Annotated in this window: 26 protein-coding genes; 6 read left to right on the top strand and 20 right to left on the bottom strand. The window is 61.0% G+C overall.

The window, feature by feature from the left end:
* Positions 1-34 precede the first annotated feature (34 nt).
* From TL5118_RS11740 to TL5118_RS11725, 4 genes are read right to left on the bottom strand one after another with little or no spacing between them, the layout of a single operon-like run.
* Positions 35-1,306 carry a molybdopterin-binding protein gene (locus tag TL5118_RS11740; RefSeq protein WP_058242215.1) on the bottom strand — a complete coding sequence of 424 codons (1,272 nt, stop codon included), beginning with the start codon at positions 1,304-1,306 and terminating at the stop codon, positions 35-37.
* Positions 1,287-1,814: a molybdopterin-guanine dinucleotide biosynthesis protein B gene (gene mobB / locus TL5118_RS11735; protein ID WP_058242216.1), complete on the bottom strand. Its 528-nt coding sequence runs from the start codon at positions 1,812-1,814 to the stop codon at positions 1,287-1,289. The genes TL5118_RS11740 and mobB overlap by 20 nt, the downstream gene beginning before the upstream one ends.
* A complete protein-coding gene (mobA, locus tag TL5118_RS11730; RefSeq protein ID WP_058242217.1) occupies positions 1,811-2,443 on the bottom strand; it encodes a molybdenum cofactor guanylyltransferase MobA in 633 nt (210 codons plus the stop codon). The genes mobB and mobA overlap by 4 nt, the downstream gene beginning before the upstream one ends.
* Entirely contained in the window at positions 2,436-3,332 is an 897-nt protein-coding gene (locus TL5118_RS11725) for a formate dehydrogenase accessory sulfurtransferase FdhD (RefSeq protein WP_058242218.1), read from the bottom strand. The genes mobA and TL5118_RS11725 overlap by 8 nt, the downstream gene beginning before the upstream one ends.
* A gap of 40 nt (positions 3,333-3,372) precedes the next feature.
* Here TL5118_RS11725 and TL5118_RS11720 point away from each other — a divergent pair, with 40 nt between their 5' ends.
* Positions 3,373-3,654 (top strand): sulfurtransferase TusA family protein, encoded by a 282-nt coding sequence (locus TL5118_RS11720; protein ID WP_058242219.1) that lies wholly within the window; start codon positions 3,373-3,375, stop codon positions 3,652-3,654.
* A 12-nt stretch (positions 3,655-3,666) separates the two neighbouring features.
* Here TL5118_RS11720 and TL5118_RS11715 read toward each other — a convergent pair whose 3' ends face one another.
* The 11 genes from TL5118_RS11715 to TL5118_RS11670 all read right to left on the bottom strand — a co-directional run bounded on the left by TL5118_RS11715 (position 3,667) and on the right by TL5118_RS11670 (position 15,575).
* Entirely contained in the window at positions 3,667-5,691 is a 2,025-nt protein-coding gene (locus TL5118_RS11715) for a cache domain-containing protein (RefSeq protein ID WP_082626154.1), read from the bottom strand.
* Positions 5,684-7,060, bottom strand: a complete 1,377-nt coding sequence (locus tag TL5118_RS11710; protein WP_058242220.1) for a sigma-54-dependent transcriptional regulator — start codon at positions 7,058-7,060, stop codon at positions 5,684-5,686. Before TL5118_RS11710 ends, TL5118_RS11715 begins: the two co-directional genes overlap by 8 nt.
* Before the next feature lie 15 nt (positions 7,061-7,075).
* Positions 7,076-7,201 (bottom strand): hypothetical protein, encoded by a 126-nt coding sequence (locus tag TL5118_RS21720; protein WP_278044377.1) that lies wholly within the window; start codon positions 7,199-7,201, stop codon positions 7,076-7,078.
* A 5-nt stretch (positions 7,202-7,206) separates the two neighbouring features.
* Positions 7,207-8,499, bottom strand: coding sequence for a c-type cytochrome (locus TL5118_RS11705; protein WP_058242221.1), 1,293 nt, complete (start codon positions 8,497-8,499; stop codon positions 7,207-7,209).
* A 12-nt stretch (positions 8,500-8,511) separates the two neighbouring features.
* Positions 8,512-9,735 (bottom strand): formate dehydrogenase subunit gamma, encoded by a 1,224-nt coding sequence (locus tag TL5118_RS11700; RefSeq protein ID WP_058242222.1) that lies wholly within the window; start codon positions 9,733-9,735, stop codon positions 8,512-8,514.
* Positions 9,736-9,864: 129 nt separating this feature from the next.
* A complete protein-coding gene (fdh3B, locus tag TL5118_RS11695; protein ID WP_058242223.1) occupies positions 9,865-10,458 on the bottom strand; it encodes a formate dehydrogenase FDH3 subunit beta in 594 nt (197 codons plus the stop codon).
* 12 nt (positions 10,459-10,470) lie between these two features.
* On the bottom strand, positions 10,471-13,365 hold the full coding sequence (locus TL5118_RS11690) for a formate dehydrogenase subunit alpha (RefSeq protein WP_058242224.1): 2,895 nt from the start codon (positions 13,363-13,365) through the stop codon (positions 10,471-10,473).
* Positions 13,366-13,471: 106 nt separating this feature from the next.
* Complete coding sequence (locus tag TL5118_RS11685) at positions 13,472-13,663, bottom strand: ubiquinol-cytochrome c reductase iron-sulfur subunit N-terminal domain-containing protein (RefSeq protein WP_058242225.1); 192 nt, start codon at positions 13,661-13,663, stop codon at positions 13,472-13,474.
* A 68-nt stretch (positions 13,664-13,731) separates the two neighbouring features.
* Positions 13,732-14,340: a TorD/DmsD family molecular chaperone gene (locus TL5118_RS11680; protein WP_106404211.1), complete on the bottom strand. Its 609-nt coding sequence runs from the start codon at positions 14,338-14,340 to the stop codon at positions 13,732-13,734.
* A 21-nt stretch (positions 14,341-14,361) separates the two neighbouring features.
* Positions 14,362-15,015 carry a DUF3306 domain-containing protein gene (locus TL5118_RS11675; protein WP_058242227.1) on the bottom strand — a complete coding sequence of 218 codons (654 nt, stop codon included), beginning with the start codon at positions 15,013-15,015 and terminating at the stop codon, positions 14,362-14,364.
* Positions 15,012-15,575 carry a DUF3305 domain-containing protein gene (locus TL5118_RS11670; protein WP_058242228.1) on the bottom strand — a complete coding sequence of 188 codons (564 nt, stop codon included), beginning with the start codon at positions 15,573-15,575 and terminating at the stop codon, positions 15,012-15,014. Before TL5118_RS11670 ends, TL5118_RS11675 begins: the two co-directional genes overlap by 4 nt.
* A gap of 380 nt (positions 15,576-15,955) precedes the next feature.
* On the opposite strand from TL5118_RS11670, the gene TL5118_RS11665 reads away from it, so the two are divergent.
* The gene (locus tag TL5118_RS11665; protein ID WP_058242229.1) at positions 15,956-17,962 is read left to right on the top strand and encodes a 4Fe-4S binding protein; all 2,007 of its coding nucleotides are present in this window, start codon (positions 15,956-15,958) and stop codon (positions 17,960-17,962) included.
* On the opposite strand, the gene TL5118_RS11660 is transcribed toward TL5118_RS11665, so the two are convergent.
* Positions 17,956-18,735 carry a hypothetical protein gene (locus tag TL5118_RS11660; RefSeq protein WP_131727440.1) on the bottom strand — a complete coding sequence of 260 codons (780 nt, stop codon included), beginning with the start codon at positions 18,733-18,735 and terminating at the stop codon, positions 17,956-17,958. The genes TL5118_RS11665 and TL5118_RS11660 overlap by 7 nt on opposite strands.
* A gap of 124 nt (positions 18,736-18,859) precedes the next feature.
* Between TL5118_RS11660 and TL5118_RS11655 the strand changes: the two genes are divergently transcribed.
* Genes TL5118_RS11655 through TL5118_RS11640 form a run of 4 tightly spaced genes read left to right on the top strand, consistent with a single transcriptional unit; the run spans position 18,860 to position 21,360 of the window.
* Positions 18,860-19,057 carry a DUF6494 family protein gene (locus tag TL5118_RS11655; protein ID WP_058242231.1) on the top strand — a complete coding sequence of 66 codons (198 nt, stop codon included), beginning with the start codon at positions 18,860-18,862 and terminating at the stop codon, positions 19,055-19,057.
* Entirely contained in the window at positions 19,054-20,121 is a 1,068-nt protein-coding gene (gene apbC / locus TL5118_RS11650) for an iron-sulfur cluster carrier protein ApbC (protein ID WP_058242232.1), read from the top strand. The genes TL5118_RS11655 and apbC overlap by 4 nt, the downstream gene beginning before the upstream one ends.
* A 7-nt stretch (positions 20,122-20,128) precedes the next feature.
* The gene (locus tag TL5118_RS11645; RefSeq protein WP_058242233.1) at positions 20,129-20,860 is read left to right on the top strand and encodes a biotin/lipoate--protein ligase family protein; all 732 of its coding nucleotides are present in this window, start codon (positions 20,129-20,131) and stop codon (positions 20,858-20,860) included.
* A complete protein-coding gene (locus tag TL5118_RS11640; protein ID WP_058242234.1) occupies positions 20,857-21,360 on the top strand; it encodes a DUF6505 family protein in 504 nt (167 codons plus the stop codon). The genes TL5118_RS11645 and TL5118_RS11640 overlap by 4 nt, the downstream gene beginning before the upstream one ends.
* Before the next feature lie 93 nt (positions 21,361-21,453).
* Here TL5118_RS11640 and TL5118_RS11635 read toward each other — a convergent pair whose 3' ends face one another.
* From TL5118_RS11635 to TL5118_RS11620, 4 genes are all read right to left on the bottom strand, one after another.
* Positions 21,454-22,284 (bottom strand): ABC transporter substrate-binding protein, encoded by an 831-nt coding sequence (locus tag TL5118_RS11635; RefSeq protein ID WP_058242235.1) that lies wholly within the window; start codon positions 22,282-22,284, stop codon positions 21,454-21,456.
* The gene (locus TL5118_RS11630) at positions 22,281-22,997 is read right to left on the bottom strand and encodes an ATP-binding cassette domain-containing protein (protein WP_058242236.1); all 717 of its coding nucleotides are present in this window, start codon (positions 22,995-22,997) and stop codon (positions 22,281-22,283) included. The genes TL5118_RS11635 and TL5118_RS11630 overlap by 4 nt, the downstream gene beginning before the upstream one ends.
* A complete protein-coding gene (locus tag TL5118_RS11625; RefSeq protein WP_058242237.1) occupies positions 22,991-23,695 on the bottom strand; it encodes an ABC transporter permease in 705 nt (234 codons plus the stop codon). The genes TL5118_RS11630 and TL5118_RS11625 overlap by 7 nt, the downstream gene beginning before the upstream one ends.
* Positions 23,696-23,970: 275 nt before the next feature.
* On the bottom strand, positions 23,971-24,657 hold the full coding sequence (locus TL5118_RS11620) for a D-lyxose/D-mannose family sugar isomerase (protein WP_058242238.1): 687 nt from the start codon (positions 24,655-24,657) through the stop codon (positions 23,971-23,973).
* Between the last annotated feature and the right edge of the window lie 203 nt (positions 24,658-24,860).

Raw genomic sequence — 24,860 nt, 5'->3', positions numbered from 1 at the left:
CACGCATTTTGGCGGACCTCACGACCCGCCAGTGCTAACCAAAACTGCTGTATGGGATGTAGCGCACCAAAGTGCCTTCGCTGATTGTGCAGGCCTCATCCGGCAGTTCCACCAGACCATCCGCCCAGGACAGCCCTGAAATCCGGCCCGAGCCTTCGGAGCGGAACACCTCCGCCTGACCGTCGCCGTTCATCCGGGCGCGCAGAAACTCACGCCGACCTGGTTTTTTGTTTTTGCTGAAGGCGGCGGGCACCATATAGCCCTGCGGCTGGCGCCAGACCTCCCCGCCCATCACCCCAAGGGCGGGGCGCGCGAACAACAGCGCCGTCACCATCGCCGCCACCGGATTGCCCGGCAGGCCAAAGATCGGCAACAGCGCGCCCCCCGCGGGCCAAAGCCCCAGGGCCAGCGGGCGCCCCGGCTTAATCGCGATACGCCAGCTGTCGATCCGCCCCTCCGCACGCAAAAGGGCCGAAACATGGTCTTCATCCCCGGTGGACACCCCGCCTGAGGTCAGCACCGCATCTACCGCCTCAGCCGCCGTATCCAACCGGCTGCGCAGCGCATCGCGGCTGTCTGCGACATGGCCAAGGTCCACCGCCTCAAAACCCCAGTCCTGCAACAGGCTCAGCAGCATGGGGCGGTTGCTGTCATAGATCTTGCCTGCCCCCATGTTTTCTGGCGCGACGGTGCCGGGGGCGATCACCTCATCCCCGTTGGAAAACACCCCCACCCGCAGGCGGCGATGAACCGAGACCCCAGCGTATCCTGCCGCCGCCAGCAGCGCCGCATCCTCCCCGCGCAGCCGGCGCCCGGCCTTGAGGATCGGGTCGCCTGCATCAAAGTCTTCGCCAGCGCGCCGGGTGTTGGCCCCCTGTTTCAGCGGGCCGTAGAACTGCAGTTTGCCGCCTGAGACTTCAACATCCTCCTGCAGCACCACGGTCTGCATACCCTCCGGCAGGATGGCCCCCGTCAGGATGCGCAGCGCATGGCCCTGTGGCAGAGCCCCCTCATAGGGTTCACCCGCCGCAGAACGCCCCGGCGCCAAAGGCAGCGTCACCAGTTCATCCAGTGCCGCACCGGCGAACCCGTAGCCATCCACCGCCGAATTTGCGGACGGGGGATTGGCCCGCAGCGCCATCAAATCCTGCGCCAAGACCCGGCCGCGGCATTCAGCAAGCGCCACCTGTTCCACCGGCACAACCGGTGTCACCCGCGCGCGCAGCCGTGCCAGCGCCTCATCCAAAGGCACCCAATCGACGCCAGCGGGCAAAGCAAAACAATCGTTACGCAGTCTCGGCGGCATCTTGGGTCAATCCTGTTTCGGTCAATATGAAGGTGGCAATCGCCGCATGATCATTGAGGTCAAAGATGGGGCGCTGCAGATCCGCATGTGCGCTTGCGGGTTGATCGGAGGCCACAGCGCGGATGCTCGCATCATTTGGGGCAATCAGTGCCTGCCCGGCGGCGGCGCGATGGGCCTCAATCTTGGGGTGCGGTTCGCGTTTGTATCCCTCAACCAGGACCAGATCCACGTCTGAAAGCTTCGTCAACAGCTCGGCCAGCGACGGCTCTGCCTCTTCGCGCAACTCATGCATCAAGGCCCAGCGTTTGCCTGAAACCAGCAGCACCTCAGACGCGCCGGCCGTTCGGTGACGGTAGCTGTCCCGCCCGGGTTGATCCACGTCGAAGGTGTGATGGGCATGTTTCACGGTCGACACTTTAAACCCACGCGCGGTGATTTCTGCAACCAGCCGTTCCATCAGCCCGGTCTTGCCGCAGTTTTTCCATCCGGTGACCCCGTAAAGCTTCACTGATCTGCCCCCAGTTCTGCCGTGGCCATCTGCCGGGCGATGGCCAGATCTTCGGGTGTGTTGACGTTGAAAAACGGCTCCTGCCCGTTTTCCGTTTCAAACAACACCTCGGTGCCGCCATGTTTGTCCGTCCAGATCACCACTTTGCGCAAACCGTCTTGCAGAGCCGCGCGCAGGTCATCACGCAGGGCCACCGGCCAGAGGCCAAAGGTCGGCTGGCGCACCTGCCCGCGTTTCGGATCAATGCTGGCGGCAAGGGCCAACGGCGCGCGGCCCCGTCCGGTGTTGAGCCTTTGCACCAGATCCGTGGGGAAAAACGGCGTATCCGCTGCGACCGAGACGATGTGATCCGCCCCCTGCGCCGCCGCCCAGTCCAACCCCGCCAGCACCCCGGCCAAGGGTCCGGCGTAGCCTTCGATGCCATCAGCCACCACCGGCAGGCCGTAATCGGCAAAGCGGCTGGCATCGCCATTGGCGTTCAGCACCATCGCGCTGGCCTGCGGGCGCAACCGCGCAATCACCTGCTGCAACAGCGTCTCAGCCCCCAAGGACAGCAGGCACTTATCCCCGCCCCCCATGCGCGATGACAGGCCACCTGCCAGAATAACGCCCGGTATCTTCTCAGCCATCTGCGGCGGCTCCTTTGCGGCGGTGTGTCTTACTGTCGTCTGAAACGGTGGCCAGATCGGCATCATACTGCAGACGCTCGGCCCCGCTGAGGCAGGTGAAGCGTTTACCGCGCATCCGGCCAATCAGTGTCATGTTCAGCTTGCGCGCCAGCTCCACCCCCCAAGCGGTAAAGCCTGAGCGGGAGACCAGCGTTGGAATGCCCATCTGCGCCGCTTTCAGCACCATTTCAGAGGTCAGTCGCCCGGTGGTGTAGAGGATCTTATCCTCCGGCCCCTGCCCTTCGGCAAACATCCAGCCTGCAACCTTATCAACGGCGTTGTGACGGCCGACATCCTCCATATAGACCAGCGGGCGATCCTCCTGACACAAGACGGTGCCGTGGATCGCACCGGCCTCCAGATAGAGGCTGGGGGTGCGATTGATCTGATGCGCCAGCGCATAGAGCCATGAGGTGCGCACAGGGATCGCGGGCAGCTGCAAATCCTCCAGCCCCTCCATCATGTCGCCAAAGACGGTGCCGACCGCACAGCCCGAGGTGCGGGTCTTTTTCTTGAGTTTTTCTTCATAGTTGGTGGCCCGTTCCGTGCGCACAACCACGACCTCCAGCTCCTCATCATAGTCGACACCGGTGACCTGATCGTCGGCCAGCAGCATGCCCTGATTGCGCAGAAACCCCAGCGCCAGATAGTCCGGGTAATCGCCGATGGTCATGGCGGTAACGATCTCCTGACTGTTGAGGTAGATCGTCAGCGGGCGCTCTTCGACAACGGAAATCTCTTGCGCTTGCCCGTCCTGATCCACGCCGGTGACGGCGGCGGTCAGACCGGGGCGCAGGAGGTCCGGCGCGATGAGGTAGCCGGGGCCGGCAGTGTCAGACAGTTTGGCCAAAGATGCCTCCTGTTTTGCGGTGGGATTGGCGTGCTGTCGCATGGACAGCCATAGCCGCAGCACCTATGTTGGCGCCATGAGCGAGACATTGGAAATTGATGCGCTGGGGCTGTTGTGCCCGCTGCCGGTTCTGCGGCTGCGCAAACGTATTCAGGGCCTGCCCGCCGGGTCGAAGGTGACTGTTTTGGCCGATGATCCGGCCGCCCTGATCGACATCCCGCATTTCTGCAATGAGAGCGGTCACAGCTTTCAGGGCGCTGAGGCGCTGGACGGCGGCGGCGAGGGCAAGGCCCCGCATCGCTACGCGTTGATCACCGTTTGAACAGGCCTGCATTCAGGTGCCCTCCTGCGGCAGCCAGATGGTGAACCGCGTGCCGGTGCCCGGGGTGCTGTCTGCATACATGTGACCGCCGTAGCGCAGCACAATTTTGCGGCTGATCGACAGGCCTAGGCCAGTGCCTTCGCCCTGTTTTGTGGTGAAGAACGGGTCAAACACCCGCGCCAGCACATCGGCCTCCATCCCATCACCGCTGTCCTGCACCACGATCTGCACACCGGGTTTGCCTTCGCGGTCCATATCATCTGCCCTGAGCAGCAGATCACCGCCATCAGGCATGGCGTGGATGGCGTTGACGATCAGGTTGATCAGCACCTGCTGCAGTTCAGTCCGGTTGATCCCCAGATAACGCGTCGCGTTGAGGCGCAGGTAGAGATCAATATCAACCTTGTTCAGCAGGTGCTGGACCAGTGGGATGGAATCCTCAATCACCTCATCGGGGTGATGGCTTTCAACCTCACCGGCATATTCATCAGGCCGGGTGAACTGCAGCAGCTTATTGACGATCAGAAAGACCGAATGCACCTGTTCGTCGATCAGGCGGAACTCGGTCTTCAGGTCCTCCGCCTGCGGGCCAATTTCAGACCGGATCAGGTCCAGATTGCCCTGAATGACGGTCATCGGGTTATTGATCTCATGGGCAATGCCGGCTGCAATTTCGCCAACCGCCGCCAGTTTTTCAGAGACCAGCAGCTGTTTGGTGGTCGCCTCCAGCCGGTTGTTGGCCTCGCGCAACTCGCGGGTGCGTTCAGCGACGCGGTTGTTCAATTCGCGGTCGCGGTCCTGGATCTGATCCAGCAGGCTGTCCATCTGTTCCGCCACGCGCCCCAGTTCATCGCCACGGTTTTCAACGCCGGTACGTGCACCCAGGTCGCCCTCCTCCACGCGGTTGATGGTGCCTTGCATCCGCTCAATCGGGCGGAAAATCTGACGTGCCCAGCGCAGAAACAGCGGGACCGACAGGAACACGATCACCGCAAAGGCTGCGGCGAAGGTCAGCAGGGTCTTGAACTTGGCGGTGCGGAAGGGCGTTTCAAGGAACCCGACATAAAGCATGCCAACCCGTTCCCCCATGCTGTCGGTGATCGGCTGATAGGCCGAGATGTACCAGTCATTCACCACAAAGGCCCGGTCGAGCCAGGTGCGCCCTTCGTCCAAAACGGCGGCGCGCACTGCGGCCGAAACCCGCGTGCCCAGCGCCCGCTGATCCTGAAACAGCCGCACATTGGTCGACACCCGCACATCATCCAGAAACAGCGTCGCGGTGCCCACTGTTCCCTCAATCAAGGAGGCGGTCGGGTAGACCAGATCGTTGATCGTATCGATGAAGTTGAGGTTGCGGTTCAGCAAGACCCCCCCGACCAGCGCCCCCTGCCCGTTTGGCAGGCTGATTGGGGCGGCGGTGTGCACAAACATCCCGCGGGTTTCTTCGGTGCGGTCTGTGGGCACAGCCGCCTGTGTCGGCACCAGCCGGATCCGCGCCCGCGATGCCAAAATCGGCGACATCTGCTTCAGCTCTTCACCGGAAAACAGATCAATCGCCGCCGCGGATTTGCCCCGCAGGGCGCTGCCCACCACCGGCCAATGTTCCAGCGTGTCGGTCTGGACAAAATCCGGCGAGGAAATCACCACCCCGCGCGGGTTCAGCACATAGAGGAAATCCAAGCCAAGCGCGTCACGCTGGGCATCCAGCAAGGCCTGAAGTGCCTCAGCCCCCCCACGCTCCACCGCGATGGAAAACTGCCGACTGTCGCCAAGGCTTTGCACCTGCAACTGGCGGCTTTCGACGATGCGCGACAGATATTGCTGCGCAATGGTCAACTCCCCGTTCACCTTGGCAATCAGCAGGTTATCAAAACGCGCCGACCAGTTGATCGCGGTAATGATGAAAAAGATCGGCATGATGAACACGGTCGGCAGCAGCGCAATCGCCAACAGCCGCACCCGCACCGAAACCCGGCGGCGACGGTTGCGTGGCCCCTGCTGTGCTACGGCCGGGTGATCTGACACCGCATCAGCCATTCCACATCGCACATTTGCGGTCGATGGTCTTACGTGACACGCCCAGCCGCCGCGCCGCCTCGGCCCGGTTGCCATTGCAGGCCTCCAGCACGGTCAGGATATGACGGCGTTCCACCTCTTGTAGGCTGTCCACCGCTTCCACCTCTTTGCCCGGCTCAGAGCTGGCAAATTCAGCGGGCCACTCACCCTGGATCAGGGATTGTTCGACCACATTGCGCAGCTCACGCACATTGCCCGGCCAGTCATAGCGCGACAGGTTCAACAACACCCCTTCATTGAGCGGCAGCGGCTCAATCCCCAACGCGCGGGAGATTTGTTGGATGAACATCAGCGTCAGTTCCTTGATATCCATCGCCCGTTTGCGCAGCGCTGGCATCTCAATCTTCAGGACCTTGATGCGGTGATACAGATCCTCGCGGAACCGCCCCTCGGCCACCGCCTTTTCCAGATCGGCGTTGGTGGCAAAAATGAACCGCAGATCCAGCGGGACCTCCCGCAGGGAGCCAACCGGGCGGATCTTGCGATGTTCAATCACCCGCAACAGTGCCGCCTGAATGGAAAGCGGCAATTCAGCGATTTCATCCAAATAAAGCGTGCCGCCATTGGCGTTCAAAAACAGCCCGTCCTGCCGCGCCCGCTGATTGGGACCACTGTCATGCACAAAGCCGAACAGTTCATTTTCAATCACATCGGGGGAGATCGTTGCGCAGTTGATCGGCACAAAGGGTTTGCCGGCCCGTTCCGACATCGCGTGCAGCGCACGGGCGGCAATTTCCTTGCCGGTGCCGGTTTCGCCAGTGAACATCACCGGCGTCATCAAGGGGGCGGCGCGTTCCAGCGTGTTGCGAATGTCCTGCAGGGCCGAAGAGCTGCCCAGCATCCGCTCACGCGCGGCGGTGTTGCCGGAGGCCAGTTCGAATTTCAGCAGGTAGTTTTCGCGACGCAGGTTCACCCGGTCCACACAACGCGCAACCGCGTTGATGATCTGGTTCGAGCGGAAGGGTTTCAGCACAAAATCCACCACGCCTGCGCGCATCGCCTCAATGGCCGTGTCCATATCCGCAAAAGCGGTGATCAGGATCACATCGGCAAAGAAGCCCAGCTTGCGCTGTTCACGCAGCCATTCCAGTCCGGTGGTGCCGGGCATGATGTTGTCGAGTATGACAATATCAAAGTGGTTTGCATCCAACAGCTTGGAGGCATTGGCCGCGCTATCCGCCTGTTCCACGCGCCCCACCATCGGGCCCAGAATTTTAACGATGAAGTTACGGATCCCCGGTTCGTCATCGACCACCAAAACAGAGGCCTGCGCGAGGCCAATCCCGAACTCAGACTGTTCGGGGACACTTAAATTCGTCGGTGTATTCACCTGTGCAAACGTCCTTTATTCCACTCGGGCGGAAGCACTGGTGGTGCGTTCCTGAGTCGAAAAGCCCGACCCGTTCAACACAACATTGGATGCCACCGCGATGCCGATGATCGCTGCACATGCAAAGAAGAAAGATTTCATGTCCGTTACTCCTTGGGCTCCGAATGGCTGCGCAGAAACGCGATGAGTGCCGCTCGATCCTGGGGATTGGTGATACGTTGCATGGGCATTTTCGTCCCCTTTATATACACCTCTGGCCCCAGATCAAAAAGCGCATCGACGGTTTCAGCCCCCCAAATGATGGAGGAATTGCGCAGGGTCTCGGAATAGATATAGCCCGGCACGGCCCCAGCGGGACGGCCGAACAGATTTTTAAGCGTTGGCCCTGCACGGCGCTGACTGTCCTCGGTCAGGCTGTGGCAGATGGAACACTTGCGATTGAATTGATGCTCCCCGGCTGAGGCACTTTGGATGCCTTGCAGGAACGGTTTGTCACCAACTGTCATTTTGTCACCCTTCGGCCCATCGATCGGCCAGGAGAACAGCTGTTCATCCAGACCACCGGCATGGATGTTTTGCCCATCCCGGCTGAAGGCCAGCGCCCAGATCGGGCCGCGGGTGGTGGCGCGGAAATCCACCAGAAGGGACCAGTCACGGCTGTCGAGCAGCGAGATGTAGCCATGGCCATCCCCCACCGCCAGATAGCGACCCTCTGGATCGGTGGCCATGGCAAGGATCGGGCGGCGTTCAAGGGTGAAATCTTTGACCAAGGCGCGGCTTTCGGGGTCAATCACGCGGGTGACGCCATCCACGGCGCCATAGGCCAGCCAGCCCTCCGCCTCATTCAGAGCCAGGGTGTTGATGCCAAATCCACCGGCAACCAGCTGGGCCTTCAGGCTGGCGGTGCTGAGATCCCATAGCCGGATCGACCCGTCGGCTGAGGCCGAGTAAAGCTGCGTGCCATCCTCAGAAAACGCCACATCGTTGACCGCCCCGGCATGGCCGGTCAGAAACTGCGCCGCGGCACCGGACAGGGACCAGATGCCGATGCTGCCATCCCAACTGGCCGAAGCAACGCTCAAGCCGTCTGGCGCAACGGCAAGTGACATCACCTTGCCCTGATGCTGGCCCAAACGCAGACTCTGCCCCGTGGTCAGATCCCAGCGATAGACAGCAAAGTCATCCCCGGCGGAAATCAGGGTATCCGCATCAACAAAGGCCACCGTATTCACCGCGGCCTCATGCGCCTCCAGCCACTGCGGTTGATCGCCCTGCCAAAGGCCAACCGAATTGTCGAAACTGGCCGTGGCAATCCGCCCTTCTGGTCCCACCGCAATGCCTTTGATCGGGCCGCCGTGACCCGACAGCGTGAAGAACTCGCCCCCCAGAAGGGGCGAGGCCATCAGCAGTAAAGACGACAGAAGAGAGGCGCGCAGCATCAGCGGGTCAACTTACTCGGCAGGAACCTGACCGCCGGATTTGTCCGCGCCGGTCTCTTTATCCTTCACCTCATCATACCAGAGGCTGTGGTGTTCCTTGGCCCATTGTGCCTCCACGTGGCCGGAGCCCATGGCGTCAAAGGCGCCCTCCATTCCGACGGAGCCGAGGTAGATATGTGCGATGATCACGGTCATGAAACCAAAGGCGACAATGCCATGCCACAGCTGGGAAAGCTGCATCTCCTGATAGGGGGTCAGCTCTTCGGGCAGGCGGCCATAGCCGATGATTTCCGGCAGGCCTGTCATGTTGGCAATCTGGAACGTCTTGGCAAAGAAGGACAGTTCGAACGGGAACAAGAGCGCCAGACCGGACAGCGAAATCGAAATGCCGAAGACCGCGACGATCCAGTAGATCACCTTTTGGCCGGCATTGAATTTCTTGGCCGGTGGGTGAACCCCTTTGGAAAACAGACCACCCGCCTGCATGACCCATTTGACATCCGTGCGGTTGGGGATGTTGTGTTTGATCCACAGCACAATGACCATCACCAGTGCCAGCATGAAGGCCCAGGAAATGTTGTTGTGCACCCATTTGCCGGCAATAGCGATTGGTGCAAAGGCATCTTTGCCGATCAGCGGGATCAGGAACTTGCGCCCCATCAGGGTAATAAGACCGGTGATGCCCAGAAGGATGAAGGACACCGCCAGCAACCAATGGGCAAAACGTTCAATGCCGTTGAACCGTTCCACCGTGCGGCCGGTTTTTGCGCCATCGATACGGATCTTGCCGCGGAGCAGGTAGAACAGCACCAGCAGGCCAAACATCGCCAGCATCAGATAGCCGCCATAGGTGGTCATCGGACCTTCGCGGAATTGCAACCAAGCCATACCGCTGTCCTGAATGATCAGGTGGCTGACCGGCCCGCGGGCCGAGGCATTGATATCCGCAGATCCATAACGCAGGGCGCGGTACACTTCGGCATCGGAAACGCCGCCAAGCGTGCCCAGCTGTGCTGAGATTGCCGCGGCACTGTCGGGATCCCCGGTGGCGCTGCGGCGGAAATCATCCTGGATCTTTTCGCCGCGTTGGCGGGCAAGGATATCTTCGAGTGTCTGAGCGCCACCGGTTGCGGAACGTTCCGCGGTGGCGGTCGGGGAGGCGTCCTGCGCGGTGGCCGGGGAGGCCACAGGCAGCGCCAGTGAAAGGCATAGGAAAATCCAGAGAAGAGCGCGCATGGGGTCCTCGATCTGTCGAATAACTCTAAGGAACCGTTTCCAGTGCGGGAAACGGGTGGAATTTGGTTCAAATTCCGGGGCGTGAGAGGGGTCGGAAGGGCGCTGCTGCGCCCTTCCAAAGAAGCGGTATCAGCCGCCTTTCTGTTCGTAGGCCGTCCCCCAGCCCCAAGCGCCGGAGCCAAAGCCACGGGCCACCACGCGTTCGCGGTAGATGGCCGAGACGATGTCACCGTCACCTGCGAGCAGCGCCTTGGTCGAACACATCTCGGCGCAGATCGGCAGCTTGCCTTCTGCAATCCGGTTGCGGCCGTATTTGGCGAACTCGGCGGTGGAGTGGGTTTCTTCGGGACCGCCCGCGCAGAAGGTACATTTGTCCATCTTGCCACGGGAGCCGAAGTTGCCAGCCTGCGGGTACTGCGGCGCGCCGAAGGGGCATGCGTAGAAGCAGTAACCACAGCCGATGCAGAGGTCCTTGGAGTGCAGAACGACACCTTCTTCGTTCTGGTAGAAACAATCCACAGGACAGACGGCCATACAGGGCGCATCCGAACAATGCATACAGGCGACCGAGATCGACCGTTCCCCAGGGCTACCATCATTGATGGTCACCACGCGGCGGCGGTTGATCCCCCAGGGCACCTCATGCTCGTTCTTACAAGCGGTGACACAGGCGTTGCATTCAATGCAGCGTTCGGCGTCACAGAGGAACTTAGCTCTTGCCATATCCGTTTCTCCTTATGCTGCAGAGATTTTGCAGAGAGTACACTTGGTCTCCTGCATCTGGGTTACGCTGTCATAGCCGTAGGTCTGGGCGGTGTTGGTGGATTCACCCAGCACGTATGGGTCAGCCCCATCCGGATATTTGCTGCGTTGATCCTCACCCTGGAAATGGCCACCGAAGTGGAAGGGCATGAAGGCCACGCCTTCACCCACCCGTGGGGTCACCATTGCCATAACCTTGACCTTGCCACCTTCTGGGCCTTCGACCCAGACCTGCGATCCGTCACGGACGCCCAGGTTGTTGGCATCGCGCGGGTTGATCTCGACGAACATGTCCTGCTGCAGTTCAGCAAGCCAGGGGTTCGACCGGGTTTCATCCCCGCCACCCTCATATTCCACCAGACGGCCCGAGGTCAGCACGATCGGATAATCTTTGCTGAAATCGTTTTTCTGGATCGAGGCATACATGGTGGGCAGACGGTAGAATTTCCGATCCTCATAGGTCGGATAATCCGCCACCAGATCACGCCGTGGGGTGTAAAGCGGTTCGCGGTGCAGCGGGATGGGATCTGGGAATGTCCAGACCACGGCCCGTGCCTTGGCGTTGCCGAAGGGCGCACATTCGTGCTTGATCGCCACCCGCTGGATGCCGCCCGAGAGGTCGGTTTTCCAGTTGGTTTTGGGACCAGCCACCGCATCAATCGCGGCACGCTCTTCATCGGTGAGATCACCGTCCCAACCCAGATCCATCAGCATCTGCATCGTGAACTCAGGGTATCCATCCTGGATCTCTGAACCCTTCGAGTAGACGCCTTCGGCCAACAGGTTGTCGCCATCACGTTCCACACCGAAACGGGCCCGGAAGGTCAGACCACCCTCAGAGACACGTTTGGACATGTCATAGAGGTTGGGCGTGCCCGGGTGTTTCATGTCAGCGGTGCCCCAGCACGGCCACGGCATCCCGTAGTAATCGCCATCTGCGGGGCCACCAATGGCCTGCAAAGTGGTGCGATCAAAGGTGTGCTGATTGGCCATATGCAGCTTGATCCGCTCAGGGCTTTGGCCCGTATAGCCGATCGTCCACATACCTGCGTTGAACTCGCGCGTAACGCTTTCGATGTTCGGGGTGACCTCATCTTCCATTTCGATGTTACGGAAGAAACGATCGGACCAGCCAAACTTCTTGGCAAACATCCCCATGATGGTGTGGTCAGGCTTACACTCAAAGAGCGGGGCCACAACCTCATCACGCCACTGGATCGAACGGTTCGACGCGGTCACAGAACCACGGGTTTCGAACTGCGTTGCTGCCGGCAGCAGATAGACACCATCGGTGCGGTCATGCAGAACAGCGGAAACCGTCGGATAGGGGTCAACCACGACCAGCATATCCAGCTTTTCCATTGCTGTTTTCATTTCCGTCATACGGGTCTGCGAGTTGGGCGCGTGGCCCCAGAGCACCATGGCACGGACGTTGTCCGGCTGATCCATGTTGTCCTTGTCCTCGAGGATACCATCGATCCAGCGCGACACCGGAATACCGGTGAGGTTCTGCAGCGATTTCTCCTTGCCGTCGGCAGAGGTCAGCGTGTTGAACTGACCGGCCAGCCAGTCACCATCTTCACCCCAGACACGCGCCCAATGGGCCCATGCGCCTTTGGACAGGCCATAATAGCCCGGCAGGGTGTGGCTGAGAACGCCAAGGTCGGTTGCACCCTGAACGTTGTCGTGGCCACGGAAGATGTTGGTGCCGCCACCCGAGGTGCCCATGTTGCCAAGGGCCAGCTGCAGGATGCAGTAGGCACGGGTGTTGTTGTTGCCGTTGGTGTGCTGTGTGCCACCCATACACCAGATCACGGTGCCGGGGCGGTTGTTGGCCAGCGTCCGCGCCACGCGCTTCAGCTGCGAACCGGGGGTGCCGGTCACACGCTCCACCTCTTCGGGGTTCCATTTGGCCACTTCGGTACGGATCTGATCCATGCCCCAAACGCGGGTCCGGATGAACTCTTTGTCTTCCCAGCCGTTTTCGAAGATGTGCCACAGGATGCCCCAAACCAGCGCCACATCGGTGCCGGGACGGAAACGGACATATTCATCAGCATGGGCTGCGGTGCGGGTAAACCGCGGATCGCAGACAATGACCGGTGCGTTGTTCTGCTCTTTCGCTTTCAGCACGTGCTGCAGCGACACAGGGTGCGCCTCGGCGGGGTTACCACCAATGATGAAAATGGCCTTGGAGTTGTGGATGTCGTTGTAGCTGTTGGTCATGGCGCCGTAGCCCCATGTGTTGGCCACACCGGCAACCGTGGTCGAGTGACAGATACGCGCCTGATGGTCGACGTTGTTGGTGCCCCAATAGGCCGCAAACTTACGGAACAGATAGGCCTGTTCGTTGTTATGCTTGGCCGAGCCCAACCAGTAAACGCTGTCAGGGCCGCTTTCGTCGCGGATCTTCAGCATCTCATCACCGATCTCATCGATCGCCTGTTCCCAGGAGATCCGCTTCCACTCACCACCCTCTTTTTTCATCGGGTACTTGAGACGGCGTTCACCATGGGCGTGTTCACGCACCGAGGCCCCTTTGGCGCAATGCGCACCCAGGTTAAACGGGCTGTCAAAGCCGGGTTCCTGCCCCGTCCAGATGCCGTTTTGCACTTCGGCGAGAACCGTGCAGCCCACCGAACAGTGGGTGCAGACCGATTTCACGGTCTTGACGGCACCATCCACGGCCGTGGCTGCACTCGCCTGAGTGACCATGCCGCCTGAGGCGCCAATCGCGGCCAGGCCACCGATGGCCAGACCAGAGCCGCGCAAGAATGTGCGGCGGTCAACGGAAGCTTCGGCTGCCGCTGACAGGATACTTGTCCGCTGGGGGCGTCGCGCAACCCCGTTGGTCTTTTTCCTAAGCATTTCTATCCTCCCTCGCGTCCCTTGCGGGAACTGCTAGGTATTGTTCAAAATTCCGACAGTCGGGCGTCACGCAACCAGTCGTCGGAGGCGGGGTGATCAGGTCCGGTTAAAACCGGGCGAGATCGTAGTAGGTGCGCACATGCGCGGTGTCCTGCATGCGTTCGCTGGTCAGATCGACCGGCGCCGCTTCGGCAGCATCACCCGAGACGGCCACGGCCGCAGCCGCAGCAGGCACAGACGTGGCTGCAACTTTCAGAAAGTCGCGGCGGGTGGTCTGGCTTGCGTCGCTCTTGCTCATGCTCTCCTCCTTGGTTGGGGCGGGTCCGCTCCCTGACGGCCCGCGGTTGCGGTTGATGAGGTCAAGCCTCAGGCGCCCATGCGGAACGCCTGCGTCTCAATCTCGATGAATGCTTTGCCCACGCTGCCCACTGGCGCGTAGAGGACGGAGTTCTTGGCCCCTTCCAGATCGCTGAAGAAATGCTGCGCCCAAGGCGCGATGTGGCGACCGAAAAACTCTTGCTGTTTTTCCAGCGGCACGGGGTCACCAAAGCGACCCCGGATCATGCCCGCCATCATGTCACACAGGCTGGCGATGTTATCCTCGGGCTCAAAAACGTTAGGGGCACGTTCCATACGCTGCGCCGCCATATCGCCACGCAGCTGTGCCAGCGGTTTTTCGTTCAAGAAACCTGTCAGGTAGTAGCTGGCGTAGGGCAGCAGCTCACCCCGCCCCAGACCGATGAACAGCGCGTTGAACTCGCTCTCAACCGCCTTGGCATTGGTAGCTTTGGCTACGCGGGCCAGCGTGTTGATCGCCTGCCCCAATTCGCTGTCATCGCCCTGCAATGCCGCGGCCTGTGCCAGCATCTCTTTCGAAGGTGGATGCGACAGAAGCGCTGCGAGGAAATCATAGAGATCCGCGCGCAGGCGATCCTCTTCGGGGATCGCAGCCATCTGGGTGTCCGTTGCGGTCATGTTCATCTCGTCTCTCATCGCTCAGGTTTCAAACTGGAAGCGCATCCGCCGCCGTACGGGCTGCGGCTCCGGCGCTTCATCCTGGAGGGTTTCGTTGGGGGGCTGCGCCACCGGGGGGATTGGCGCGTCCTGATTTTGGGCAGGGGCCATATCATTGGCTTCATCAGGGGCCGCGGCCAGCAAAACTGGCGCGTCTTCTGCTGCGTCCTCTGGGGTTTGGTCGGGGGTATCTTCGGGCAGATCGGCCGGGGCCTCTTCTGCCGCTTCTTCCAGCGCACGGGCTTGGCGGGCCAGTTCCTCGACATGGGCTTTCATGCCTTTGCCGACCTGATAGGCGGTTTGCAGGTTCTCCACGACCATGGCGCTGTCGGTGAAGTCCTCGCCGTAATCAACCAGCATATCGACGTTGGCCAAGACCGGATTGGATGTCCAAAGACGGCGCAGGGCGCGACGGCGCAGGCGTTCGGGAACGGCCTGTTTCATGAAGGCCGCGAAATCGTCGCCTTGTTGCATCTCATCAGGATTTGGCAGCTCCAGCTTGGCCAACAGTTCCTCATCTGACAGCGCGTCCAGCTTGGCCTGTTCTTCGGCCTGCTCCGCCGCTACGGCGGCCTGCACCTCAGCCTCAGCTTCGGCGGCAACGGCGGCGCGGCGGCGGGACCAGAAATCGCTCATTGCAGCCTCACCTTCTTGCGGTGCGGCACGGCGTAGACGTCAGCCAGCTGCGAAATGCGCGCATCGCCAATCCCGTCTTCATGCAGGTCCACCCGCTTGCGGTCCCGGCGGCGCTTAACGAATTCTTCATGTTCGTGATGTTCATTGACGAAGTCGCGGATGAAGGCGACCAACCCCTCTGGCATCGGCACCAGTTCGACCAGTTCTTCGCCGCTGTCGGTGTAATCCTGCGTCTCATAGGGTGAGGCTGTGGCCAGCAGAACCTCAAGCGGTTGCTCCGCGTCTGGATCGGTGGTTTCGCGCAGCACCACCCCGATGGTAGGCACCCGGGCCGAAAGGCCGTGCAGATACGCCTCCGTATCGGTGCGCCACAGTTCCAGCGGCACGGTGGCAGCGTGAAACTCAACCGCCTCCCCTTCCTCGCGCAAAGGTTGCCAATCGGCCGGGCCAGCACCGGGGATCACGGCAACCACTTTCCACGCGAAAGGCACCCAACGGCTGACCGATGGGGTGCGGCGGATGATGATTCCCAATGGCAACGAAGCTGTCGCGTGCCGCATGGTGATTTTGTCCCTTCCTCAACGATCCGCGTGCCCTGAGGGGTCCCAGTGGGATCCCTGTCACAAATTTTTTTCGGATCGCTGCAATGATCATCTCCACCTGTTTGAAAGGCAAAAAAAATCGCCGTTTTCGGGATTTACCCAGCCCAATCGGGACACAATGTCCCAGATGACCCGGGGCACGAAAACCAACGGGACGGAATGTCCACTTTTGTCAAAAACCAACAAAAATTATCGGTTTTTCAAAACGAATCACTCGGCGGTTTCTGCGCCGGTCTTGGGCTTTACCGGGGCTTTACGGGCGCTCTATTTCATGAATAGCTAACGCACATCGGACGGGTCCAAAACAACGACAGCGCGACCACCGCGGGGGAAATAGAATGACTAAGCAACTGATTTTGTGTGATTGTTTGGCAAGCCAAAAGATCGACACTGACAGTTTGTCCCATTTGGAGGGCGTCACCTGTTCAAAGGTGCACAGCAATCTCTGCGGATCGGAAAGCGGTGCGGCTGCCAAGCTGATCGCGGCCGGAAATGCCACCATCGCCTGCCAGCAGGAGTATGCGTTTTTTGAAGAACTCGCTACAGAAATCGCCGGCGAAATCGCGGCTGAGACCGGCGCAAACCCAGCGGATCTGACCCCGGATTTCGTGGACCTGCGCGACCGCGCCGGATGGTCGGATGAGGGCAAAAAAGCGGGGCCAAAAATGGCCGCTTTGGCAGCCGATGCGGCCCACCCGATGGCGCCGTTGAAAACCTTCGATGTGACCTCGGAAGGGCTGTGCCTGATCCTTGGTCCGGTCGATGTCGCTGTTGATGCTGCGCGTCAGCTGGCGCCCTTCCTTAGCGTCACCCTACTTGTTGAAAACACGTCGGAAATCGCGGACCTGCCGATGGACCGCAGCTTCGATCTGGTGGCCGGACAACTGAAAGGTGCAACTGGGGCGCTTGGCCAGTTTGAGGTTCGGATCGATCAGTTGCAGCAGATGCAACCGGGCGGTCGTGGCGAGATGCAGTTTGGCGAGGCCCGCAACGGTGGCATGGCAGAATGTGACATCATTCTGGACCTGCGCGGCGGCACGCCTTTGTTCCCTGCCCCGGAAAAGCGCGAGGGCTACCTGCGCGCCGATCCCGGCTCATTGCCCGCAGTTGGGGCCGCAGTGATGGAAGCCTCACATCTGGTCGGAACGTTTGAAAAACCGTTTTACCTTGGCCTCGACCCGTTGATCTGCGCCCATTCACGGGCCGGGCAGTCGGGCTGTTCCAAATGTCTGGATGTCTGTCCCACCAGCGCAATCCGCTCTGAGGGCGATCATGTGGACATTGACCCAACGATCTGCGCCGGCTGTGGATCCTGCGCCGCGCTTTGCCCTTCTGGGGCGATCATCTTTGACAACCCCGCACCGGGAGCCCTATTCACCCGGATGAACCGGCTGGCTGAGACCTATAAGGCGGCTGGCGGCGACGCCCCGCGCCTGCTGGTGCATGATGCCAGCCATGGGTCTGAAATGATGTCCCTTTCTGCCCGTTTTGACCGCGGCCTACCTGCCGATGTGATCCCGATGGAGCTGGAGAAAGTCTCGGGCTTTGGCCACGCCGAAATACTGGGCGCACTGGCGGTTGGCTTTGCCTCTGTCGACATTCTGGTGAGCCCGAAAACCGAACGCGACGCGCTGGATCCAGAGGTCGCGCTGGCGCAGGCCATGGCCGGCACCGGGGCGCAGATCCGGGTGCTGGACCCTGCCACGCCAGAGGCGCTGAGCGATGCACTCTACGGCGCGGCCAAAGGCACCGCGCTGGCCGAACCGATCCTGCCGCTGGGCAGCCGCCGTCAGGTGGCGCGACTGGCGGCCAAGGCGCTCAACATCGATGCGGAAGCGCCCCTACCCTTGCCGGCTGCGGCGCCTTACGGGGCGGTTGTGGTCGATAAAGAGGCCTGCACCCTGTGCCTGTCCTGCGCCTCCCTCTGTCCGGCGGGGGCTTTGGGTGACAACCCCGACGCGCCGCAGCTGCGCTTCCAGGAGGATGCCTGCCTGCAATGCGGTCTGTGTACCAATGTTTGCCCGGAAAATGCGATCACCCTGCAGCCGCAGATGGATCTGAGCGACGCGGCGCTTAGCCAGCGTGTGATCCATGAAGAGGAACCGTTTGAATGCATCGATTGTGGCAAACCCTTTGGGGTGAAATCCACCATCGACAAGATCGTTGCAAAGTTGGAAGGCAAACATTCGATGTTCCAGACAGGTGGCGCGGCGAACCTGATCAAGATGTGCGATGACTGCCGGGTAAATGCCCAATATCACATGCAAAACAACCCTATGGCCGGTGCTGAGCGGCCGCGCGTGCGCACCACCGATGACTATCTGTCAAAACGCCGGGATCACTGAAGTTGGATCGGCGCGCCCAGATCCGCGGGGGGCAACCCCGCCACATAGGTCACGATATCGTCCAGCTCCTCCAGCGAGATGTCGAGCGGCACGATGGCGGCCTTGTGCTGGGGATCCAGCTCGGTCTCCAGATCACTGATGCGGGTGAAACTGGGATGCGGGTTAAGCGCGTAGAAGGCATAGAACCTCTCATCCCAATCGGGGAAGGCCCTCAGAACGAAAAACGAGGGCGTGGAGCCGATGCCGCTCATCCGGTCGGCCGTGCCAACAACGTGGCAGCGTTTGCACTGCAGGTTCGACACCGCCAGCCCGTTTGCCGCGTCCCCCGTCAGCTCCAGCGCCTCTTCAACCTCCACCACCGCGGTGGCGCGGGTGAAGCGCAGCCCATCGGGGCCTTTGAAGGCTTCGATCGTGTTGAGGCCGATGTCCGAAGTCAGCCAGTCCACAAACCGGTCAGCATTGTCGCCACCACCGCTTTGATCCAGATGCCAGAGGCTGCCGGCCCCTTCGAAAAGCGCCCGGCCCTGTCCTTCGGTGTTCAGCGACAAAGGGGCTGCGCCATCTGCACCAACTACGCTGACCCGCACCCGGTGTTTCAACGTAAAGCGCGGCAACAAATGTTTCAGCAGGCCGGTCTCCACCAAGGCCTCCGGCACAGCCAGGCTGACGGTTCGGTCCTGCGCCAGCGCCGCGCCGCCGCTCAGCATCATCCCACAGACCAAGGTCATTCGCAGCAGTACACTCGTGATTTTGGACCCTGTGACTCTGGACATGGCTGGCTCCTTCCCGGCTGGCCTGCAACACTTACACACAAGTCTAGGGCTGCCGCTTTGCACGGGTCAAGAACCCGGTCCGCCGCCGCGCCCCACCACCCACAGCGAACGAAAGGCCCCAGCCATGAGTGATGACTTCAACATGTCGATGCGCAAATTTTTGAAACAGGTCGGCGTGACCAGCCAGCAGGCGATTGAGGACGCAATGCGGTCCGCGGGCGACACTGCAGGCAAAAGCTATCAGGCCAAAATGGTGCTGACCATCGACGGGCTGGAGATGGAGCATGTGGTGACAGGTGAGATCAAAGGACGCGACCAATGAGCCTAACGCGCGAGGCCGTTCTGGCCGAACTGAAGACCCTGAAAGACCCAACCAGCGGCAGCGATATCGTGGCCAGCGGGCTGGTGCGCGCGCTGAACGTCGAAGGCGGCGATGTGCGTTTTGTGATGGAAATCGACCCCAGCCAGTCCAATGCCATGCAGGCCGTGAAGGCAGAGGCCGAGGAGAAGCTGAACGCGCTGGCCGGCGTGGATCGGGTGGCGATCGTGATGACCGCCCATGAGGTGAAAGCCCCGCCGCCGGATCTGCAGGCGCGCCGCCCGGCGCAGCAGCAGGGCCCGCAGAAGATCCCCGGCGTGGACCGCATCCTCGCCATTGCCTCGGGCAAAGGTGGGGTGGGTAAATCCACCCTGTCGGCCAACCTGGCTGTGGCTTTGGCGGCTGAGGGGCGAAAGGTCGGCCTGTTGGACGCCGACGTTTACGGCCCATCACAGCCGCGCATGCTGGGGGTTTCCGGCCGCCCGGCGTCACCGGATGGCAAGACCATCCTGCCGATGCGCAATCATGGGGTGACGATGATGTCCATCGGTCTGATGACCCGCGAGGAAGAGGCCGTGGTCTGGCGTGGCCCGATGCTGATGGGCGCGTTGCAGCAGATGCTCAATCAGGTGCAATGGGGCGCACTAGATGTGCTCATCGTCGATCTGCCACCGGGCACGGGCGACGTGCAGATGACCCTGGCGCAGAAGGCCGAACTGACCGGTGCTGTTGTCGTCTCCACCCCGCAGGACATCGCGCTGCTGGATGCCCGCAAAGGCATCGACATGTTCAACAAACTGGGCACCCCGATTGTGGGCATGGTTGAAAACATGTCGACCCACATCTGCAGCAAATGCGGCCACGAAGAGCATGTCTTTGGTCATGGCGGTGTCGCCGCTGAGGCGGAGAAGCTGGGCGTGCCGCTCCTCGGGGAAATCCCGCTGGATATCGACATCCGCATGGCCGCCGATGGGGGCGCGCCGCTTGTTGCCTCAAAACCAGCCTCGCCTCAGGCGCAGGCTTTCCGTAAGCTGGCCAAGACCTTGATCGACAATGGCCATGCCTAAGGATGAGATGACACCAGAACTAACCTTCCCCCCGCTGTTTCAGGGCGAAGCGCTGACCGGCGCTGCCGACCCCTTTGCCAAGGCCTGCACGCAGGCGCTGTTGGGCTGTGACGCGGGGACCGTGATCTACAATATCACCCCTGACGCGCTGAAGGCGGCGATCATCTTTGCCCCCGAAAGGCCGATGACCGAAGCGCTGCCGGTGCTGATTGCCTGCGAGGTTGGCTTCCAGAACGCGCTGGGGGCCTTGGCGCCGCCAGAGGTTTCCGTGCACTTCCGCTGGGATGGTGAGATCCTGGTGAACAACGCACGCTGTGGCCGGATGCGCATGGCCGCCGCTGAGGTTGCCAAAGGCGCGGATCTGGATTGGGTGGTGATCGGGCTGGAACTGCCGTTGTTGCCGCCGGATCCCGAAACGCCGGGGCTGACACCAGATCAGACCTGCCTGTTTGAAGAGGGCTGCGCCGATCTGGATCCCGGTCTGCTGCTGGAGGCCTGGACCCGCCACACGCTGGTCTGGATCAACCGTTGGTCAGATGAAGGTCTGCGCCCGCTGTCGACCGAATGGCGTGGCCTTGTGGACAAGATGGGGGAGCCGGTTGAGATGACGCTGGCTGGGCAAAGCTACAGCGGCACCTTCATGGGAATTGACGAAAGCTTTGGCATGTTGCTTCGGCAGGGGGATGACACCCAACTGCTGCCCCTGTCACTGCTGTTGGAACAAGGGGGTGAGCGATGAGCGGCACCAAACTGGCACGCGCCATCCATCTGGATGAAAGCGACATGAACGTCTTCTTCAGCCCGGCCCGTGCCGGCGAATGGGCGATCAGCGGTGGCTTTGAGTTTTCCAATTGGGGTGAGGCCGATCTGACCGGCAAGGCCCGGCAGGCCTTTGCAAATGGCTGGCTGGGGGTGGAAACCTTTGGCCGGGTGACGTTTGTGGCCGTAACACAGGTTGAAGACAGCGAATTGCACGATATCGCGCGCGGACTGGCGCAGCATTTCGTGGACCTTTACGGCGCCCCCAATGTTGAGGCCGCGATGGGCGTCGCGCAGGAAGAGATCGCGCATATGATCGACCTCTGCGCGGATCATGATCCCAACACCCTACTGACCGTCGAACGGGAACTGACCGAGGCCGGGGTGCGCGAACGCTTCCGCTCGATCAAGCCCGATGCGGCGCAGCTGGATCAGGTGGCGGTACACGCGGTGCCTGAGGACGACGTCCCAAAACTGTAAGCCATAGCCAGACAGCAAAAAGCCCCCGCAGATGACACTCTGCGGGGGCTTTTGCGTGCCCCAAGAGGAGGGGCACGTTGGGAAACCTAAGGGTTATTTCGCGTTGAAGGTAAACAGCGCCTCCCCGTTCAGGCGGTAGCCATCAATCAGGATCTGTGCACGCTCGGACACCAGCCAGCCCTCCAGCTTATTGACCAGATCAGCCTTCACATGGGGATGCTTGTCCGGGTTCACCGGCAGGAAAGCATATTGGTTGAACAGCACAGGATCGCCCGCAAACAGGAGATCCAGATCGCCCTTGTTGGCAAATTTCAACCAGCTGGCGCGATCTGACATCACATAGGCATTCATGCCTGACGCGGTGTTCAGCGTGGCGCCCATGCCAGCGCCTGCCGCCTTGTACCAGCTGGGATCCAGCGCCTCAGCATCGATGCCTGCAGCCTGCCAGAGCGAAAGCTCTTTCTTATGGGTGCCGCTGTCATCGCCCCGGCTGGCGAAATCGGCCTTTGCCGCCTCAATCGCGCTCAGCGCCGCAGCCGCATCCGCCGCGCCTTTGATACCGGCCGGGTCCGTGTCAGGGCCGATCAGGACAAAGTCGTTATACATGACCTCGGTCCGGTGGGTGCCATAGCCCCCTGCCAGAAACGCCTCTTCGGCCTTTTTGGAATGCACCAGAATGGCATCCACATCGCCCGCTTCGCCCAGCCGGATCGCCTGACCGGTGCCCACGACCAACAGCTGCACCTCCAGCCCCAGATCTGCGGCAATTTCCGGCAGCAGCACATCCGACAGGCCCGAGTTGTGGAACGAGGTTGTGACCGCCAGTTTCACACTGTCCGCCAAGGATGCACCAGCCGAAAGGGCAGCAATCGCCCCGGCCAAAACCACGCCCCGCACTGAAACCGAACCGAGTTTGAACGTCATATTAGGATATCTCCTTTTAAAAATGCATGCGCTTCTGGACTTTGCGGGTCCGAGAAAAACGCATCGGCCTGATCTGCGGCATGCAGCTGGCCATGGTGAATAAACAGCACATCCTCCGCCAGACGGCGCGCCTGACCGTGATCATGGGTGATCATCATGATGCGGGTGCCGGCGGCATGGGCCGTCAGCAGGATATGCTCGATGTCGCGAATGGCCCTGCCGTCCAGACTGGCGCAGGGTTCATCCAGAAACAGGATCTCAGGCTTGCGGATCAGGGCGCGGGCCAGCGCCAGCTTCTGCCGTTCACCGCCTGACAGATAGTAGGCCATTTTCAACGCACTGTCGCCAAGTCCGACGGACTTCAGCGCCTCCGCAGCGCGGGCGCGCGCCTCTTTGCGGGGCATGCCGTGCACGGTCAGCGGATAGGCTACATTGTCCAGCGCCGTGCGTCGCATCAGGGTTGGATGCTGGAAGACATAGGCCTGACTGGGGCGTGCCTGAACCTCTGGCACCGCCCACTCCACCCGGCCTGAACTGGGCCGTTCCAACCCGTGCATCATCCGCAGGAGTGAGGTTTTACCGGCCCCGTTTGGCCCCATCACGATGGTAAACCCCTGCGGGCCCAACGTCAGGTCAATCGGTCCCACCAGGGTCCGGCCCCGGCGTGTCAGCTTGGCGCCGGCAAGGCGCAGCGGAAGGATCTGCTCTACCATCGGCTGCTGACCTCCGTCTTGGAGGCATAGTGGATCGAAAGGTTCACCCCAACAGCGATGGCGATCAACACAAACCCCAGTCCCAGCGCCAAAGCGAAGTTGCCTTTGCCGGTCTCCAAAGCGATCGCCGTGGTCAGCACCCGTGTCGCCTGATCGATATTACCGCCCACGATCATGATCGCGCCAACCTCACCGATCCCTCTGCCAAATCCGGCCAGCGATGCCGTCAGAAGCGCCCGCCGTGCATCCCACAGCAGCGTCCGGATCCGCTGGCGACGGCTGGTGTTCAGCGAAATCAGTAGGTCATGGTATTCTGCCCACAGTTCCCGCAGGGCCTGATGCGCGATGGAGGCAATCAGCGGCGTCAAGATAACCACCTGCGCAATGATCATCGCCGTGGGCGTAAACAGCAGCCCGAAGACCCCAAAGGGCCCTGAGCGCGACAACATCAGATAAACAATCAGCCCAACCACCACGGGCGGCAGCCCCATCAGCGCGTTCAGCAGTGCAATCACAGAACGGCGGGCCCGAAACCGGTAGACCGCCAGCCATCCGCCCAAAGGCAACCCAATGGCAGAGGCGATCACCGTGGCGGTCAGCGTGACATGCAGCGATCGGGCCGAGATCTGCAACAGATCCGGATCCAAGGTCACAATCAACAGGGCCGCCTGCCGCAGCCCGTCCCAGATTTCTGTCATCCGCCTCAATCACAGGTGCGTCTTGCTGCACACTGCGCCCTTTCCTCGGCTGGATTTTACCGCGCGGCCACAGGACATGCGACGCAGGACCAGACAGGTACTGACGTTTATTTGGGCAGATTGGCCACGTCATTGGCCGAAGGGTCAGAATGTCCACCTACCGGATCGAGGCATGGAACAAACTGTCCCTCCCCCTGCTAAGCCAATGACAGCAGATACAAAAACACCCTCCGCAGGGCGAAGGGTGATTCGAGTGTCCCTGAGGGGTGAGCGGCTCAGCTGAGCCAGCTGCGATAGTCGCTTACCAGCAGATGTGTCGGCGCTGCATCTTCCTCAATTTCAGCAAAACGGCCAATCGGTTCGCGGAAGATATTGTCGGTTTCATCGTCGTTGACGGTGGAGACCTCACCGATCAAAACATCGCCGCCCTCGCCCCAGAAGGCGTGCCAATCACCCGGCATCAGGGTCAGGCTTTCACCGGGGGCAAATTTCAATTTCTCACCCGGTGCAAATTCGCGCGGGATACCATCACACATCACCATGCCGCCACGGTCTTCGGCAAAGTTGCCATCGTCATCAGACCCGTAAAGCTCAACCACCATGGTGGCGCCGCCCCGGTTGATGATATCTTCGGCTTTGATGACATGGGTGTGCATCGGCGACAGCTGATCCTGCCGTGAAATCAACAGCTTCTCAGCGTAGCACATACCGCCGCCGCGTTGCAGGTCGGCCAGACGACCGTTGCGCAGGGTGAACAGGAACAACCCCATTTCGTCAAAGCGGCCGTCGCCATAATCGGTGATGTCCCAGCCGCAACGTGCCTCAATCACGGCTTTTGCCTTGCTGGCATTGGCTTTGAACACCTCCGGTGTCCAATAGGCAAAGGGCGGCAGGACAAAACCGTAGGAGCGGATCATCTCATCCGCTGCGGCCATGATTTCATTGATTCTGGAACGTTTCATCTCTGGCCCTCCCAAGGCACTGTTGCGACCCTGATAGCGCTATCAAAAATTCCGTCAAGCCCGCTCTGACCCGGCAAAGAAAAACGCCCCGCGGGGATGCGGGGCGTGTAAGGGTTTTCAGTTCCCCTCTTTTATCGTCTCTCCCGGATCACACTTGGCTTGGCAGCCACAGGACAATCCATGGGAAGGCGACGAGGAGGGCG

The organism is Thalassovita autumnalis, assembly GCF_001458255.1.
GTDB classification, from domain to species: domain Bacteria; phylum Pseudomonadota; class Alphaproteobacteria; order Rhodobacterales; family Rhodobacteraceae; genus Thalassobius; species Thalassobius autumnalis.
This window is presented reverse-complemented; position numbering and strand designations above follow the sequence as displayed.